The sequence below is a fragment of the Paenibacillus shenyangensis genome, from assembly GCF_000346635.1.
Lineage (GTDB): Bacteria > Bacillota > Bacilli > Paenibacillales > Paenibacillaceae > Saccharibacillus > Saccharibacillus dauci.
The window spans coordinates 90,527-105,818 of the sequence record NZ_AOIG01000022.1 but is presented as its reverse complement, the minus strand read 5'-3'; the positions used below and the strand labels follow the sequence as shown (position 1 = coordinate 105,818).

20 protein-coding genes are annotated in these 15,292 nt (G+C 47.3%); all 20 read right to left on the bottom strand.

From position 1 onward, the window contains the following. Positions 1 to 8: 8 nt before the first annotated feature. A complete protein-coding gene (locus H065_RS0117945) occupies positions 9 to 1,109 on the bottom strand; it encodes a phage tail sheath subtilisin-like domain-containing protein (protein WP_017814469.1) in 1,101 nt (366 codons plus the stop codon). A gap of 11 nt (positions 1,110 to 1,120) precedes the next feature. Next, the gene (locus H065_RS0117940) at positions 1,121 to 1,378 is read right to left on the bottom strand and encodes a hypothetical protein (RefSeq protein ID WP_017814468.1); all 258 of its coding nucleotides are present in this window, start codon (positions 1,376 to 1,378) and stop codon (positions 1,121 to 1,123) included. Then, positions 1,362 to 1,907, bottom strand: coding sequence for a hypothetical protein (locus H065_RS0117935; RefSeq protein ID WP_017814467.1), 546 nt, complete (start codon positions 1,905 to 1,907; stop codon positions 1,362 to 1,364). The genes H065_RS0117940 and H065_RS0117935 overlap by 17 nt, the downstream gene beginning before the upstream one ends. 3 nt (positions 1,908 to 1,910) lie before the next feature. Further along, on the bottom strand, positions 1,911 to 2,723 hold the full coding sequence (locus H065_RS0117930; RefSeq protein WP_017814466.1) for a hypothetical protein: 813 nt from the start codon (positions 2,721 to 2,723) through the stop codon (positions 1,911 to 1,913). Next, complete coding sequence (locus tag H065_RS0117925) at positions 2,683 to 3,450, bottom strand: hypothetical protein (protein WP_017814465.1); 768 nt, start codon at positions 3,448 to 3,450, stop codon at positions 2,683 to 2,685. Before H065_RS0117925 ends, H065_RS0117930 begins: the two co-directional genes overlap by 41 nt. Beyond that, complete coding sequence (locus H065_RS0117920) at positions 3,450 to 4,331, bottom strand: hypothetical protein (protein ID WP_017814464.1); 882 nt, start codon at positions 4,329 to 4,331, stop codon at positions 3,450 to 3,452. Before H065_RS0117920 ends, H065_RS0117925 begins: the two co-directional genes overlap by 1 nt. After that, complete coding sequence (locus H065_RS0117915) at positions 4,331 to 4,660, bottom strand: hypothetical protein (RefSeq protein WP_017814463.1); 330 nt, start codon at positions 4,658 to 4,660, stop codon at positions 4,331 to 4,333. The genes H065_RS0117920 and H065_RS0117915 overlap by 1 nt, the downstream gene beginning before the upstream one ends. Before the next feature lie 55 nt (positions 4,661 to 4,715). Then, on the bottom strand, positions 4,716 to 6,194 hold the full coding sequence (locus H065_RS0117910; protein WP_017814462.1) for an SU10 major capsid protein: 1,479 nt from the start codon (positions 6,192 to 6,194) through the stop codon (positions 4,716 to 4,718). 16 nt (positions 6,195 to 6,210) lie between these two features. Beyond that, the gene (locus tag H065_RS0117905; RefSeq protein ID WP_017814461.1) at positions 6,211 to 7,155 is read right to left on the bottom strand and encodes a hypothetical protein; all 945 of its coding nucleotides are present in this window, start codon (positions 7,153 to 7,155) and stop codon (positions 6,211 to 6,213) included. Beyond that, the gene (locus tag H065_RS0117900) at positions 7,152 to 8,246 is read right to left on the bottom strand and encodes a hypothetical protein (RefSeq protein ID WP_017814460.1); all 1,095 of its coding nucleotides are present in this window, start codon (positions 8,244 to 8,246) and stop codon (positions 7,152 to 7,154) included. The genes H065_RS0117905 and H065_RS0117900 overlap by 4 nt, the downstream gene beginning before the upstream one ends. Continuing rightward, complete coding sequence (locus tag H065_RS0117895; protein ID WP_017814459.1) at positions 8,246 to 9,721, bottom strand: phage portal protein; 1,476 nt, start codon at positions 9,719 to 9,721, stop codon at positions 8,246 to 8,248. The genes H065_RS0117900 and H065_RS0117895 overlap by 1 nt, the downstream gene beginning before the upstream one ends. 15 nt (positions 9,722 to 9,736) lie before the next feature. Continuing rightward, positions 9,737 to 11,005 carry a PBSX family phage terminase large subunit gene (locus tag H065_RS0117890; protein WP_017814458.1) on the bottom strand — a complete coding sequence of 423 codons (1,269 nt, stop codon included), beginning with the start codon at positions 11,003 to 11,005 and terminating at the stop codon, positions 9,737 to 9,739. Then, positions 10,995 to 12,161: a terminase small subunit gene (locus H065_RS0117885; protein ID WP_017814457.1), complete on the bottom strand. Its 1,167-nt coding sequence runs from the start codon at positions 12,159 to 12,161 to the stop codon at positions 10,995 to 10,997. Before H065_RS0117885 ends, H065_RS0117890 begins: the two co-directional genes overlap by 11 nt. Before the next feature lie 40 nt (positions 12,162 to 12,201). After that, entirely contained in the window at positions 12,202 to 12,624 is a 423-nt protein-coding gene (locus H065_RS0117880; RefSeq protein WP_017814456.1) for a hypothetical protein, read from the bottom strand. 5 nt (positions 12,625 to 12,629) lie between these two features. Continuing rightward, positions 12,630 to 12,929, bottom strand: a complete 300-nt coding sequence (locus H065_RS0117875; protein WP_017814455.1) for a hypothetical protein — start codon at positions 12,927 to 12,929, stop codon at positions 12,630 to 12,632. Between the two features lie 12 nt (positions 12,930 to 12,941). Further along, complete coding sequence (locus tag H065_RS0117870) at positions 12,942 to 13,952, bottom strand: SGNH/GDSL hydrolase family protein (RefSeq protein ID WP_238557985.1); 1,011 nt, start codon at positions 13,950 to 13,952, stop codon at positions 12,942 to 12,944. A 29-nt stretch (positions 13,953 to 13,981) separates the two neighbouring features. Beyond that, positions 13,982 to 14,422: a hypothetical protein gene (locus H065_RS0117865; RefSeq protein ID WP_017814453.1), complete on the bottom strand. Its 441-nt coding sequence runs from the start codon at positions 14,420 to 14,422 to the stop codon at positions 13,982 to 13,984. Further along, a complete protein-coding gene (locus tag H065_RS0117860) occupies positions 14,415 to 14,663 on the bottom strand; it encodes a hypothetical protein (protein ID WP_017814452.1) in 249 nt (82 codons plus the stop codon). Before H065_RS0117860 ends, H065_RS0117865 begins: the two co-directional genes overlap by 8 nt. 49 nt (positions 14,664 to 14,712) lie before the next feature. Further along, positions 14,713 to 14,910, bottom strand: a complete 198-nt coding sequence (locus H065_RS0117855) for a hypothetical protein (RefSeq protein WP_017814451.1) — start codon at positions 14,908 to 14,910, stop codon at positions 14,713 to 14,715. A gap of 62 nt (positions 14,911 to 14,972) precedes the next feature. Next, the gene (locus tag H065_RS0117850) at positions 14,973 to 15,266 is read right to left on the bottom strand and encodes a DUF2829 domain-containing protein (RefSeq protein WP_017814450.1); all 294 of its coding nucleotides are present in this window, start codon (positions 15,264 to 15,266) and stop codon (positions 14,973 to 14,975) included. Between the last annotated feature and the right edge of the window lie 26 nt (positions 15,267 to 15,292).

Below are 15,292 nucleotides of genomic sequence, written 5' to 3'. Positions count from 1 at the left end.
TTTATAAATTAAAGTGTGAAATGATTGGTCATTAAGAAATTATTGATTGGCAGCGTCGGTGATCCTGACCACTCTAAAGAGAATGCCGTGCCATTCTGTGTAACACGCACCGAATCCGGATCGTATTTAGTGATCCAACCTTGCTTTTGGAAAGCCTGCAGCCGGGAAATAAGATCGTTGTAAATGGTGGTCGCGATCCCGGCAACGGCTGCTTTACCTACATATGTGGTTTCAAAGTACGTTTCCAGATCTTCGCTCATGGCATCCTTCAGTGTGGAAACTGATAATTCTGACTGGGTCAGATCCTGACTCGGTGAAAGTGTGATTCCTTGGACAATACGGAAACCAACGTTTTTCACCTGCTCTACCGGACAGATATGCGCTTCCAGCAGCGTTTCGATTTCCAGACCGATGTACACCTTTTCCAATCCATCAAATCTCACCAGCTTGTAAGTGACCGGCTCCTGAGATTCTTGTCCCGCCCATATCCCGGCCACAGCTGCTGCCATGTAATATCCGGGCTTAACCACTTTATTCCCTTCACTGTCTGCTACCAGAGGACACGGCGTAACCAGCATGCCGCGTTCGGTAGCCAGTGGGGCAGCGAGTGCCGTGATTTCGCTGGTAGTCGCTCCTGCCGCATGTCCGTAAAATGCACGGCGGCGTTTCCGGTTTTTGGTATTGGACATAAAGGAAATATGCGCATCAACCTTCGCCCAAATCGCTGCTGCTGTTGTAACCGGAATAATACCGGCTATATCTTCGGGTTGCAGCAGATCGATAGCAGTCTGCCATTCACTATCTGTCGGACCCTTGGCAGCATCTGCTGCTGCAACAGGCGATACGCCAATCAAATCTGCTCCATGTCGCCAAGCTACATTCATTACTTCCATCAGGTCACTAGCTCCTACAGCAGCCGCCGCATCTTTCGGATTATTGAAATATGAAACTCTGTCGACTGGCAGTGTACTGCCCGCCCCTGGACGCCCCACTACAGATAGTGATTTCAAAGCACCCAGGGTAACCGGTACCATCCCTGCTGAATCGACAGTCGAATAAGCGCCAGGACGTTTGATCGTCGTGCCGCCGAACGAAATATTAATACTCATACGGTACCTCCTTATTTATAATTCATGGTCGACTGCTCCTGTAGGACAGTATTCCATTCTGCATCTGTTTTACTTTGCAGCAGTTCCGGACGCTCCCGGGCCTCATAACGGAAGCTTGCTACAAGTCCGATATGAACGCTGTGCTGCTGCAGATACTCTTCCAGAGTGATCCTTGCAGGCCCCTGCTGCATTTTTTTACCTTCACTATTTGCAGGCTGCGTCCCTACGGCTGCCTGCTCCTGACTCATTGCTTCATCTTTCTGTGCCAATTTGGACACCTCCATTTACCGTAACGCTTGTAATCGCAACTACGTGTTCTGTTATTTCAACATCCATTGGATTCAAGTAAGTGATTACCAAGCTCCCCCAATATACAGGGAAGGGTATAACCTGCCCGCTGAAATCACTCTCATCCTTACCAGCTTCCATACTGAAGCTTCGGACACCCAGCGCTACCGCCTGCTTACGGAATTGGATAATAAGCGCCTTGAGCAGACGATATACACGCTCTCGCTCGTCTGCATTGTTATGCCAGATGCGTATCTCCATAGACTCTTGAAATACCGTTCCATATAATTCGCCATATTCCAAGTCAATATCATCAAACGTACTACCAGCAAAGTCGCCGATCGTATGATTGGCTTCACTGTCCGATACTCGATTAATCCCTATACAGGGTAATTCTCCAGATGTTTGCGGGTCCGACTTCAGTACTGTCATCTTAATTTGCGCAGCACGAAAAGACTGCTTCAAAAATTGCAGCAGTTCTTCTTTCATATCCACACTATTAAATTGCATATACTAGCCGCCTCCCAGTCCGGCAGCTGCCATGTCCTGCTGGAAGCCCTGTGTTATCATTCCTTCGATTTGTTCCCGGGTATTTTCAATCACAGCGTCCCGGATCGGCTTAGGTTTTGTTGGCGGACGACGCCATGCAGCTGCCGGGGAATTTTCAGAAATCCGGCGGAAAGTCAGATACTGCGTCTGCCCTTGCTTATTCATGCGAACCATCCCTTGATAAGGACCAGACTTCCAAGTATGACCTGCTCCCGGGTGCGCCCCTGCCTGGCTCCGTTGCCCTGTGTTCTCTTCCTTAATCCTTCCGCCCCAGTCATAGGTCCGAGTAGGTAGATTAGAAGAAACACGGCTGAAAGAGAGCTGACGCGCCTGATCATATATGCGACCCGGCATTGCGTTGTTGGCAGCTCCTGGTGCGCCGTGCCGGAAAGGTACTGTGATATACTTCTTGCCATTCTTGCCCGTTTTCGCTTTTGGAGATGCAAGCAGCTTTGGCTTCAGATCTCTGGAGTCCTGACCACTTTCAATTGATTCGCCGTGTGAAGATGTACTGAACACTTCACCCGTCATAGAATCAGGGAACCTCAGCCCGTTTTGAATGCTGCGCACGTAATCACCCGTTTGGATGCCTACCCGGAATGTCCCGCCGCTATAACTCACGTTCACACCAGAAGCATATTCAACCCAGGTAGATTGTAGCAGGTGTGCTGCTTCCTTTACGGCTGCTTCAGTGTACGGTAGCTTATTGCCATTCCCTAACCGATCCAGAACAGAATCAAATTCCGGCAGCTGGATCTCGATGGATAATGGATTCATGTAATACACCTCCCGGATAATACCGCAGCACTACGGTACGCGGCAGTTCCTGACCATCTTGATGCCGTGGACGCGGCAATACAGCATATACGGTATATACCGGACGATGCATATATGTCACGGTATACTGCGCCCTATCCGGCGGTGCCTCTTCTCCGAACCATTCAATTGTTGCTCCCGTCATAGTGTAATCGTCGGGATCGTACAGCATGGTTGCACCAGTAAGAGGATCATGCATGCGAACTGACAATACACGAGTCACTTTAGGATTGAGCAGAGTATCAGCCGGGCGGTTATTCAGCTGCTCGCCACGGATCAGCACCTCAGATGTTTTCACCTCATCGTCAATCAATGTGACAATATCACCGAATCCGATGTTGTACATGTGTACCGGTTCACGAACACCGGGGTTGAATGTGCCATCTGCTTTGCGCTGCATCATATTAGCTGGCACCGTCATTAGAATGTCACCAACTTCAAACATACCGGCATATGCGAGGTAATCTTTACTTGTTGTTACATTCTGTACTGCTGGACGGCCTGGTATAGGAAGTTCATATACGAACCCAGTACCGCCACAGGCCAGACAATCATACCGGGGCTGCCCACTGTCTACATTCATGCAGGAGCAGCGGTTGGACTCTTGCCAGAGTACATCCCGGCCATGTCTTGCCAATAAATCTTCGAAGCGCGGAGCATGTGCTTTAACACCACTTCCAAAGCCCATTACAATCCTCCCATCGTAAAGCCGCGCATTTTCGTACGCCCTCCACCAATTTTCGGATCAAAGAATGCGCTGACTTCGCTTTGTAGCTGCACAATGTGTGCTGAGTAGGTTCCATACATGGCACTGGCAGTCGACTGAAAGCTTTCACTAATGCCATCGATAGACAGTGAATATCCAGCCATACCAGCCAAGGTAGAATCTCCGGCTACTCCCAGTACATCTACCGCTGCCATTTTGGCGACGACAGCTCTGATATCTTCAGTCAGCTGCGCCGGAGAGAGACCTGCTACATAATCAATATGGAACACTTGTGGAGTACGCGACAGCAGTCCGGCAGCAAATGGTGTTGAATTGTAGCCCATTCCATAACCCATACCGGCTGTCATGCCGTTACCGCCTCGATTAACGATTTGCAGGTGAGATGCTTTTTTATTTAGCTTGATCCATTCCGGATAATCCATAAAATTAACCGTCAGCTGCCCGGCATAGTTCACCAGCCTGAATGCATTAATCTGACTGGCATACCGTTGTCTTAGCTGAATGAAACCATAGGACTGCCATTTCTGCATATCATAATCATACGGCTGTTCTTCCAGCTCATAGTCGACTCCCTGAATTAAGCCGCGATCATCGGGATTGCACGCAATAATGGTTGACTTCAGCAAAATGCCTAGCCTGCGTTCTGTCTCCTTGACCGCAGTCATCAGGAAGCCGAGTATGTCCCGGTCATCCATAGTCACCCCTGCAGCATTTGCCAGGCTTAATCCGTATGTCCATCGGCTGCGTATCTCTGCCGGGGTAGGCAAACCAACCGGTGATGTGATAACCAGCTCACCAGTTGATTCGTCTCTTTCCGTCAGATAGTAAGGAATGATATCCATTACTTAGATTCAGCTGTTTTTTTGGTAGTAGCATCCGCTGGCTTGGATGCAGTAGTTGCCTCTTTCTTTTGATCAGAGGCTGCATCAGCCGGCGGCTGGTTATCCTCATTGGATTTAGTTTCAGTTTCATTCGGCGTCGTAGCTGGCGGAACATTTGAGTTTTCTTTATTTCCGCCGCGCGTTTTGACTTCTTCATAGCCCGGGATAGTCAACAGCAATTCGCCAACCTCATCATTCACTTCTGCAATGCCTTTTTCATTAAACTCCACTGGACCGAAAGAGGTAGTGATAATGAGTGGGTTATCCCCACTCGTTCTTCTGATTTTCATCTTCTTTTCTCCTTTCAGGCAATAAAAAAGAGACCGTTATAAGTTAACGATCTCTTTATCGCGTTGTTGGTTTGATTGTACCGTAGGATTGAGCACCGTAAGATGGTCCAAACATATCGCGGTTGCTGTTTGTACCCAGCTTGCCGACATTTTTAAATACAACAATACGACGAGGATTGTATACCTGCAGCATACCGAACATCAGGATCATGAAACGTTGAGTCGTATCGACCAAGCCCAGAGGTACACGCATCAGGTCCGCCAGTTTTTTGAATGCCAGAACATCTTCTGCATCATTATCGATGAGGAACGCATATTCACAGCCTGGCAGATCGTCACCGTTATCTACCAATACCTGTGTTGCTCCATTACCCGCATCCGGTACTTCCGTAAGGAATTGGGCTTTCTCTGGATTACTGCTTGTGCCACGGTATACTTTATAGCTGGTAGCTGCCAAAGCTGCATCATCATTCAGCACTCGTGGAATTGTGATATTCACCTTTTGTTTGGCAGCAGCAGCTACAGACGCAGTAGCTACAGCAGCAGATTCGCCTTTCGCACCTTTAGCAGATACAAAGTAGTAGTAAGAGCCTGCTTCCAACCGAGATGTTATATCGGCTACCACTTCAGCAGTAGCAGATGATGGTACCGCCGGCGCTCCTTTTTGAGACAGCAGCTTTGGTGGTCCTTCAGGTTTCAAGAAACGATCCGGAATGAAATCGATATTTGCCGCATTCGCTGCATATCCACGAACCGGTTGACCCATACGAACATTGCTGCCGATATCAATTACACGCTGACGACCATTTGGACCGATAAACAGCTTCGAGAAATCTTTGTGAACTTGGTTGGTCAGATACATTTCCAGGTTAGCTCCACCAAAGTTATCCGATACGATCGTAGCAGCATCCTCAAGGATATTTTCATCCAGTGGCTGTCCACGCATGTCGATGATGTGCTGATTCTCAAACGACTTCCCTTTTACAAAGCGTTTAACCTGCGCCAAAATGCCATCAAATGCCAGTGGATTCTTTCCACTGTCACCGAAGAAGAGGCTTTTTTCTACCTGCTGCAGCAACCACATTGTACCGTTCCTTGTCTCAGCTGCCATAGCGTCTCCCACGCCTACCGTTTGTGAAAATTGCATTGGCATAGTCACACCACGGGTTACGCCCATGAATTTGACCAGTGCAGTTTGACGGATATAGTTACTGTTGTACTCCTGCGGACGTCCACCCTCGACGATAAATGGATCTCCATCGTTACCATAGCTGTCGAGAACGTTAAATTCTTCTACTGTGCTGTTTGCACCCGGCTTACCGATCCGGCGCCACAGTGAAAGATGTTCTTCTCTGGCAGTCACTACCCGAAGTGTCGATTCAAGTGATTGTGGGCGAATAGCAGACATATCGCCATAGAGACCTTCTCCATATGCGGCGCCCGGTGTACCAGTACCCATAGCTTTTGTTAAAGCTTCAAGATCATTTTGTGTCATTTGGCCGAAACCATCTGGCAGATTTTGCAAATTGCTCATTTATTTATCCCCCTTCTTAAACCCCAAGTTTTTCTTTTACAGATGCTGGCAAGTTCAGGTGACTGATCGGTGTGCCAGACTCATAACGAATGACTTCATTCCCGCTCAGATCGCCTGCTTCAAACGATTTTTCCAGAATCGCCAGTACTTCTTCACGCGATTTTTGTGCACTATCTTCTGGACGTGTGATACCTTGTTGATCGCGCGGGCCAGTGTAGCTTTTACGCATTTGCGGCTGATCCAAGGACTTACGCAGCTCTTCGACTTCTGTTTTGAGAGTGCTGTTCTCTTCTGTCAGGGACTTTACCAGTTCCTGAGTCTCCCCATTTTGCTTGATGATCTGTGTCATCGATTTTGAAATGCCTGCCAAAGCGATTGCGACTTCATTGTTCCCTTGGTTTTCTGTGCCTTGATTGTTGTTTTCCATATATTCTTCATCTCCCTGATTGAATGATTTTACGAGTTCGGCATAGGTGACTGTATTGACCGGATTCATGGTCAGTACTACATTACGCAGAACCGATTTGATAATCTTGCCTGTCTGCTTGCAACGTTCGACAACGCCGCCTTCGATACTCCAGCCTACCCGCCTGCTGCTCTGTGACTTCTGCAGGTCCTCCATGGCTACAACTGCCTGCATGGTTAAATTACGATTGGCATACAGCTTGCCTTTGACGTAGACACCATTGATAGATTTCTGAGTTACCGGATGTTGGAATTCCCCGATCCGGACGTCAAGCGGTTCACCAATGAACTGATCTGGAGTATTGCCGTGTTCCCACTTGATCCAGCCTTTACTCAGAAAGTAAGAAGTGTCCATACCTGCTGGTGTGATACTGTCATTCTGCTCATCTGTATCATCTGACGACATAACACCTTCAACAATGTAGTCGCCAGCTCCATCCATATCAACCGACTTTTCCAGTGGTACAAATAATCGGAACGAATCTCCTTTAATCAATTTCTCTCACCTCCTTTTTGAAATGATCTGATCCAGCGGTGTCGGCAGTGCGGATGCAGTGGGACACAAGCCCACCAGTTCGCAGCTGTACGCCCGATATTACTTTTGCCTGGCCACACATACTTCTTGCCATCTTCCTGCGGCGTTTGAGAAACGATGAATGTCTCTCCTTCCAGTAGACGCTGACAGTGCTTGCACGCTCCGGGGACGATTGGTACTTTCACTACGTCGCCTTCCCGTAGTCCGGCAATGTAAGCATCATTGGTAGCCATGGCAAGTTCTGTGATCGCTACACGCCGCCAGTCACGATTCTGAATGCTGTACACGTCAAAAAGCGCTTGAGAAAGCTTGTCCGCTCCCCAGCGCTCTTTCATAGACTGAATCACCAACTGCTTAACTCCTGCACGATGGCTATCAGATATTTGACCAATCTTTTCAGCAGCACTCAGTACAGCATGTTCCATAGCAGATATCTCAGCTGGTGAGAGTGCTACAATTTCGATTTGCTCTTGCTTATCCCATAAAGTAAAAGGAAACGGCTCTTTCTCAGCTGCTGTAATCGTCACCGGCAGCTTATCGATAACATCCTCGGGCAAATCAATTCCTCGTTCTTCAGCCTCTACCCGTAACCGGGCTGCCAAAGCTGAACGAACAATGTACTTTTCTGCCAGGCGACTCAGCGGCTTTGTCCGCTTTCTCCATATATCATCAATCTGCTGCAATACTTCTGCCGGGTTCTTACGCTTAACCTTATGGTTCAAAGCAGATAGCCGCTCACGGAACTTTTTGACGTATGCCTTGAATCGGTCCAATGCATTCGATTTTCGCAACTGCTCTGCTGGAAGATCAAGTACTGCTACGGTTTCAGCGTTGGCCTGTTGAGCAGCAGTATCCAGCTTTGCATAAAAATCATCTTCAAGCTGGGCGATGAGCGGATCATCCGAAGGGTCCCACATACTGCGACCTTCCTGTTCCACCGTTTTTGTCGGTGATACCTTTAGCGCCTTCCGGATCTCCTCAATCACCTGCAGCTTTTCCTCATCAGAGAAGGAACGCAGTTCAGGCGGCAGCTGAATGTTGACTTTTGGCATCAGTAATCAGCCCAAGAAACAACAATGTCCAACGACTTCTCAATCGCTTCCTTGTCATCTTCGGCTTCCTCCTCTCCAGTATCCGGTGGATCGTCTTCTACGGGTTCCTCATTGCCGCTGCTGTTTAGCTGTATGGAAGCCATATAGGCCTGTATCAGCACTTGGTTGGCTGGCGCATGCATCCATACCGCATCCTCGGGTACTGGTAACCCGCGCTGCTGCCGAGCCTCTGCCACAGTAATGATCCCCATTTCGATATCATCTTTCAGCCGCTGCGCCTTGCGCTCTTCCTCTTCATCGTCCAATCCAGTCCAGTAAAAGGCGAACTCCGGTGCGATAATATCCAGAATGTTTTGATTGAAGGAATTAGATAAGAAATGCATCAGCGGTATAAAGCCTTTATCCATGCTGCTATCAATTTTGACTTTGGTATTGTCCGACTGGGACATACCCGATCCGCTGGTCCATGATTTAAAACCAACTTCGTTCGGGTCAATCTGATATACTGCACAGCTGATGTTGAACAGGAATTCCAGAAACTCATTAAACTGCATGTCCTGGTTACTAGATTTAAATGGTGTGAATTTAAATCCGCTGCCCTCTTCTAAGCCCATAACCGGTACTGCCCATTTACCCTGCGCTCCGCTCGTCAGCGTCTTCCAGTGACGTTCGAACGCTTCAAAGTCCTCTTCATCGTATTTACCGATAAACTCCAGCACACCCTGCGGCAGGCTGTTATATGAGAAGTACGATGTATTGTACCGGACACCGTTTATGATGCCGGTCACGATCTCTACCAGGTTCTCCAGCTCACTCATACCAAAATCAGAAAACTCGATATCAGTACGCGGGTTACGAATACTATAGGCCATTTCCTTGCGGTTATATTCTGCTGCTACTCGGCCCTCTACCCGCTGAATAAAGGCGATAGGGTCTGGTTCATTGTAATTGGTCATCGACTGGTAATCAGGCGCTGTAAACGCCTCAGAAGCAGGGGCTATAGGCAGCAGTTCAATTGTAGCTGCATCAACAGCGAATATATCTGTTATATCTCCCCGCCGCGTCAACACATTCTCCCAAGCCATTGCATCCAGCGTCAGGGTATCTCGGACGATCCGACGCAGAAACTGATCGAAATTATCATTCCGCTGCGGGTTACTCCAGTTACCAGTGCGCAGAAAGAATTCCTCCAGCTGAAATGCACGTTGCTGGGCTGCCTTACTCATCTTCTGCTGCGGGTTCTTGAATCCGATCTTAAAGCCCATATCACCATCAAATCGCGGCCTACGGGCAAAGCGGGCTACCTGATTAAGTCGTGTATTGATGATAGCTGCTATAGCCGGCACCTTCGCCATATTCCTGAGTGTGGCAAATGAAAGCATTGTCGGTTTAGATCGGGTACCTCCTATCCCACTACCAGCAGTAGGCAGTATAACAGCAGATTTGGCTTTCTTTGACGGTTGTGCTTCCTCCAAAAATGTTCACCTCCCCTATACAATGAATTTGGAACGACGTGGTTTGCCCATCACCGTGTAAATGACATATCGCAGTGCATCCATAGCGTGGTCATTCTGCTTGGTAGGCTTATCGTCGCCGCGTTCTGACGCTTTAACATCCCAGATATAACTGAAAAACTCTTTGATCGTCTCTGTACACAGCACAGATACAAAGAGCTGCTTTTCTTTAAGAGCAACCGCTACAGATTCAATGCCGGGCAGCACATCATTATCTGCCTCCTCGATCCGGCGGACACCCATCTTTTTCAATTCAGTAATAAATCCCTTCGCAGATGGATCAATAAAGATTTTCTTTATATCAACATCTGCAATGAACTCCACAAAATCACGAGCGTAATCACTCGGTGCTTTGGCGTCATTGGCTCCGCTATGGTAATACTCTTTGATGATATACAGCTTTTTGTTTATCTCCCCAAATAGCAGGAATACCGTTGCATTCGTATGGCCATAATCGACCCCGACATAGTATTTCTGATATTCGGTTGGCAGCATACCGGTTTGTATGACGTTCTCAACTTCATCGAACATGTCATAGATAACACCTTCTGCCATTGCCCATAAGCCGAGAATGTAACGCTTATAGAACACGCCGCTATACATGGAACGATAACGTTCTTTAATTCGTTCCGACAGGGACAGGTTATCATCCATCGTGAAGTGCAGGTGCAGCAGTCGCTTCTCGGCGATCTTATCGATCCAGTCTGTTTTAAACCAGTGATAGGGACCATCCGGGTTACAGTTGAACCAGAACTTTGATCCATCCACCGAGCAGCGGCCGGTTGCCTGGTTAACAAATGAGGCTGGCATTAGAGCAACCTCATCAAAAAACATACCAGCCAGCGTAATACCCTGAATCAAGTCCTGCGATCGCTCATCTTTACCGCCAAAGATATAGAAATAATTCTCTACACCTTTTTTGGTAACAGTGACCATATTGTCAGCACGGGCATCCTTTACCCTGTATCCACGGCTAACCAGCATCAGCTTCAGCCAAAATAGAACGTTCCGCCGAAAGCTGCCGATCGTTTTGCCGGCCATACCAAAGTTTTGTCCCTGGAATGTCTCCATCGCCCACATGACATAAGAAAAAGACATCGATACAGTCTTACCACTCCGGATCGCTCCGTCAGCAATAATCCCCTCTTTGTCTTTTACAGCAGAATTTTCATTCCACCAGGTCAATATTTGCTTTTGCTTATGACTGAATGGCCGCCAGTTGAATTTGGGTCTTTTAATTTTCATCCGGCCACACCTCGGCAGCTATGCCGCCCAATGCTTCCATGAATCCATCGTCGTTGTCTTCGTCGGTCAGATCCTCGCCGCGCAGCTTGGCAACTTCCAAACGTGCTTTTTCCAGCTGTACTTTCTGCGTATCAGTAAGGAAGGTCGTATATTTCTCAAGTTGCTTGAGGGCAGCCATCTTATCGTATAGCTTGATGCTGGCTCCGTCTTTCCCCATCTTCACCTGAGAGACGACAGTTCCGTCAATTTCATCAGACTCTTTGAACTCGACATAATTGACTTCTTCCATCAGCACCTGACCATTAAGCTTAACCGGACCGAACATCCCCATTACAGGAACCTCTTGTCGACCGAATGCTACATAGTCAGTAATATCAGCAAATGCGATTTTCATGTACTCCATAACAATGCGCTGCACACTTAATCCCAATCCATCGACCAGATCGTCTTTGACTTTGTCGATTTCTTGCTTTATTTTAGGATTCCTCAGGTTGTCCCAGCCCGTCACATGGGCGGATCTCCTGCTGTATCCGGCAGCGATTGCGGCTCGTGTAGCATTGAAGTCTCGCAGATATTCCAAAATGAACATGCGTTGCTTCGTTGTTAGACCGCTTTCATCAGGTATATCTGGTAACTCTTGTTCAGCTTCTGGTTCAGGCGGTGGCTTTCTCCGTTCTGAAACGTTCTGTTTCTTTTTGGAGCGCTCCGTATTTTTGGAACGTTCCGTATCTTTCTTTGGAGCAGTTTGACGTTTGGGTTCACTGGAGGCAACGCTTCTGATCGCATTAAGATCGACCTTTCTGGGCTTATCTCCATCCTGCGGACTGACTATGCCATTCTGCTCCATGGCGTTTATAAGTCCGGCTGCTATTGCAGGTTCAATGCCTAATCGCTCTTGTATCAGCTTTGCTGAAGCTTTCTTTGCTTGTCCTACAATATTTACAGCTGCAGCATATAAATCATCTATTGATGTCTGATTGATCTCACCAGAATCAGATGTTAGTTTAGTGTCCCAGCCATCTTTTGCTTTCCAGCCACGTACGGTACCTGCAGATACTCCCAATTCGTTTGCGATATCAACCAAGCTGGTTTTGCCGTCGCTGGATCGGTATATATCAAAGGCTTCGTCTCGTTTTGGGTCTCTCTGTCTGCCCACTACATGATCACCACCCCCGGGGTCTTAAATTTATTAAAAACTAGAATTCCTTAATAAAAATAGTTGCTGGTCCTGGAATGATATCCATATTTCCACGAAGCAATCCATCTTTACTGACTATGCGTACTTCTAAACCCATATTGCCATCAAGTTCGATTCTATCACTGGGTTTATATTCCCTACCTCTAAGTTCTTGAAAAAGCTCTTCGCTTGAAAATGATGATAAACTACCATTTGAAGTAAGAAGAATTTCTCCCACAGGCTGACGTTTAACTGCATTTTCATCCGCATAATCTATATATTTAATCTGACACCATGGAATGAATGTGCGTTTTTTATCTTGATTGGAGATTACAATGCCGAATTCATCTACTGTATGCAGCTGCCGGTTCTCAGCAGCATTACCATCCTTCGTCCATACCGTTACCTTGCTGCCGATATGATCAACAATATTTGCATTCAAAATGCTTACCATCTCCCTTGCACGGTAACATTGCCACCAGATACTGATGCAACTTCAACCGTAAAATGTGTCAGTCCAGATAGGTCAAACTTCCATACTTCATTCATCCCTGCTGAACTACCTGTCGTATAGTCCGGACGTATACCAGCCAATGAAGCAGTCACTCCGCCGGATCGTCCCTTGAAGTTAACTGTTGCAGATGATGCTGTTCCAGAAACGGCAATAGTGATCTGCTTCTTCTGCCCCACGACTGTCGTTTTGAACGTAGCTGATTCAGCTTCATCGATCAAAAGAATATTTTCCATAATGCCTCCTTATCACAGCATCGTTCGGAATGGATGTCCTGGTGCTGTCATGGTATCGAACAAATGATGCGCTGCCAGGTTATCTCCAACTGCATCCAAATGGATACCATCTGCCATAAATGGGGTAGTTGTCATTGTCGTATTGTTGCTGATGTACGTGTTCAGGTCTACCAGCGGTGTACTATACTTGGATGCCAACTCCCTGATCTGCGCGTTCACTTTATTCCAGCTATATTCATTCAAACCATAGCGTGGCAGGATCGTGCATAACTGGATAGGTATACCGAAGTCATCCCGACATATCTTGATAGCTGCTTCGACATTCGCTTTACTATCAATCTCTGGACGCGGTAAATCATTGGTGTTCAGCATTAAACTGAGGAAAGACGGATTTTTCGCCCGGATTTCATTAGGCATAAAACGAATATAATCACTGCTGAGCGACGGCCGTGTTGCGTATTCATGCCGTATGCGGTTTCCCGGCCAGCAATTGTTAATCAACCGTTTGATCTGCTTATCACACCATCCGCCGGATCGATCGCTATTACTATCTCCATACCATAGGATTACGCCATCCAGTGGACGTCCCAGCTTTGTATCAGGGTCCAGAATGTACATGTAATTGAATCCTACAGTTGTACCGGATGACTTAGGGCCTTTGCGTCCTGTACTGATGATCTCGACCTTATGAGTCGCCCTTGGTAGACCGGTCAGATGGATCATGGCTGCGTTCTTCATCGCATTGACCTGACCGTCTATATAGAGATAGCAATCCCAGTCTGTGGAGCCATCCGGCGCCTTTTGTAACACGCCATCTACTTTCACTTGCAGAATTCCGGCATGCTGCGCGCCATACACGAAAAGAATAGCATCTGTGAAAGCGAGGGTATCATTAGCAATCGTAATAACTTCGCCTGCAGCAGTTGTCGTCGCGTACTTATCACCTGTATTATGCCCAGAGTTATCGGTCTGCCCCTGCATCCATCCGGCAGTATATGATACTTCCGCATGAGTGCTTTTCACCTTACTATGCGGAGATAATAAGTCTGCCATCAGCTCACCACACTTTCTGTAGTACCAATACCGCCGAAGATTGATCCGGCAGCTGCACCTTCTTTGAAAACATAGTAGGCTGCAATGATAGATCCGGTAATGAGCTTTTCATATTGATATCTCTTTGATACAGGCTCTTGTACTGCTGTAAGAGTTTCTGAACTGAACGTGATACCATTACGCGACCAATATACAGTGAGGGTCCCGTCAGATGTACCGCTGGACAACGTAAAAACAATCTGTTTAGCGCGTGCATAAGTTCGCTGCAATGATTGATACGTTGTGCCTGCCGTTGTTGGTACGGGGCTATCGGTTAATGTCCCGTGAAGCATATAAAACCGGTTATTGTCCTGGGCAGCAAATGCGCGTATCGGTCGCCCTGCCTCATACAGAGCTTGTGACGCTTTACCAAGTGCTGCTGCTCCCAATTCATCACCCATCTGTATCACCCCGATCTGTGCGGTCTACGCGCTTCGCCAGGTCAATCAGGTAGTTTTTAACCTCAGCTGGCGTATAACCTGATGTGAAAATGTCACTCAGATAGCGCTCAAGCTGCCCACCTTCATACCGATCACCCAGATGCTTCTCGATAGCAGCAGCCATGTCCGGCATAAATGATTCTTCTTTCTCATCCAGTTTCTTGACCGTAGCAATAAACTGATCGATTGGATTTTTGGTCATTTCAGTTCTCCTTCCACAAAAATAAAAAAGCCGTCAAAGGCGACTTAGTTTAAATTTGCATTAGTAAGTATAAAAATACTCCCACTACTACAAACGGCGAAATATATGCAATTACTTTTTTCGGTACCCCGTTTGGCATGGTTAAGAAAGCTCCGATAAACACAGCTGCTACTATTAGCATCCCAATAGCAGCTCTAATTAAAGGCCATGCTCCAGCCAAGCTTTGGTTCCAATCTATTTCAAACATCTTGCCACCTCCAGATCCTATATCGGATAATAGCGGCACAGATTTAAATTAGCAGATAAGGTTTATTGTACAGCTTCCCAATCCTCGGCAAGCATATCTGCCTGAGAAGCCAGCCATCCAGGTTGCCATTGCTTTGCAGCGGTCCACATAGCAATATACGGCTGTGAGTCCAGCGGAGTATCTACACCAATATGTTTAGCCGTGCGGTCATTAACCTTCGCTCCCGGTTCCTGGGTAGAATGAGGTGGCAATTGAAGCGCTGGCATAAGGACAATCCACATCCCTTTACCATTCCATCCTGTACGAGCAACCTTTTTCCCTTGTTTCAATGCTTCAATCGCTTGTCCGAAATTCATAATAATTCTCCTCTCATATATAAAAA

Bases quoted from the DNA above. Each gene is read 5' to 3' on its own strand.
- H065_RS0117920 (WP_017814464.1), bottom strand. From the start codon at position 4,331: ATGGATATCATTCCTTACTATCTGACGGAAAGAGACGAATCAACTGGT.
- H065_RS0117935 (WP_017814467.1), bottom strand. From the start codon at position 1,907: ATGCAATTTAATAGTGTGGATATGAAAGAAGAACTGCTGCAATTTTTG.
- H065_RS0117945 (WP_017814469.1), bottom strand. From the start codon at position 1,109: ATGAGTATTAATATTTCGTTCGGCGGCACGACGATCAAACGTCCTGGC.
- H065_RS0117910 (WP_017814462.1), bottom strand. From the start codon at position 6,194: ATGAGCAATTTGCAAAATCTGCCAGATGGTTTCGGCCAAATGACACAA.
- H065_RS0117925 (WP_017814465.1), bottom strand. From the start codon at position 3,450: ATGGGCTTTGGAAGTGGTGTTAAAGCACATGCTCCGCGCTTCGAAGAT.
- H065_RS0117915 (WP_017814463.1), bottom strand. From the start codon at position 4,660: ATGAAAATCAGAAGAACGAGTGGGGATAACCCACTCATTATCACTACC.
- H065_RS0117860 (WP_017814452.1), bottom strand. From the start codon at position 14,663: ATGACCAAAAATCCAATCGATCAGTTTATTGCTACGGTCAAGAAACTG.
- H065_RS0117875 (WP_017814455.1), bottom strand. From the start codon at position 12,929: ATGGAAAATATTCTTTTGATCGATGAAGCTGAATCAGCTACGTTCAAA.
- H065_RS0117900 (WP_017814460.1), bottom strand. From the start codon at position 8,246: ATGCCAAAAGTCAACATTCAGCTGCCGCCTGAACTGCGTTCCTTCTCT.
- H065_RS0117865 (WP_017814453.1), bottom strand. From the start codon at position 14,422: ATGGGTGATGAATTGGGAGCAGCAGCACTTGGTAAAGCGTCACAAGCT.
- H065_RS0117930 (WP_017814466.1), bottom strand. From the start codon at position 2,723: ATGAATCCATTATCCATCGAGATCCAGCTGCCGGAATTTGATTCTGTT.
- H065_RS0117850 (WP_017814450.1), bottom strand. From the start codon at position 15,266: ATGAATTTCGGACAAGCGATTGAAGCATTGAAACAAGGGAAAAAGGTT.
- H065_RS0117890 (WP_017814458.1), bottom strand. From the start codon at position 11,005: ATGAAAATTAAAAGACCCAAATTCAACTGGCGGCCATTCAGTCATAAG.
- H065_RS0117855 (WP_017814451.1), bottom strand. From the start codon at position 14,910: ATGTTTGAAATAGATTGGAACCAAAGCTTGGCTGGAGCATGGCCTTTA.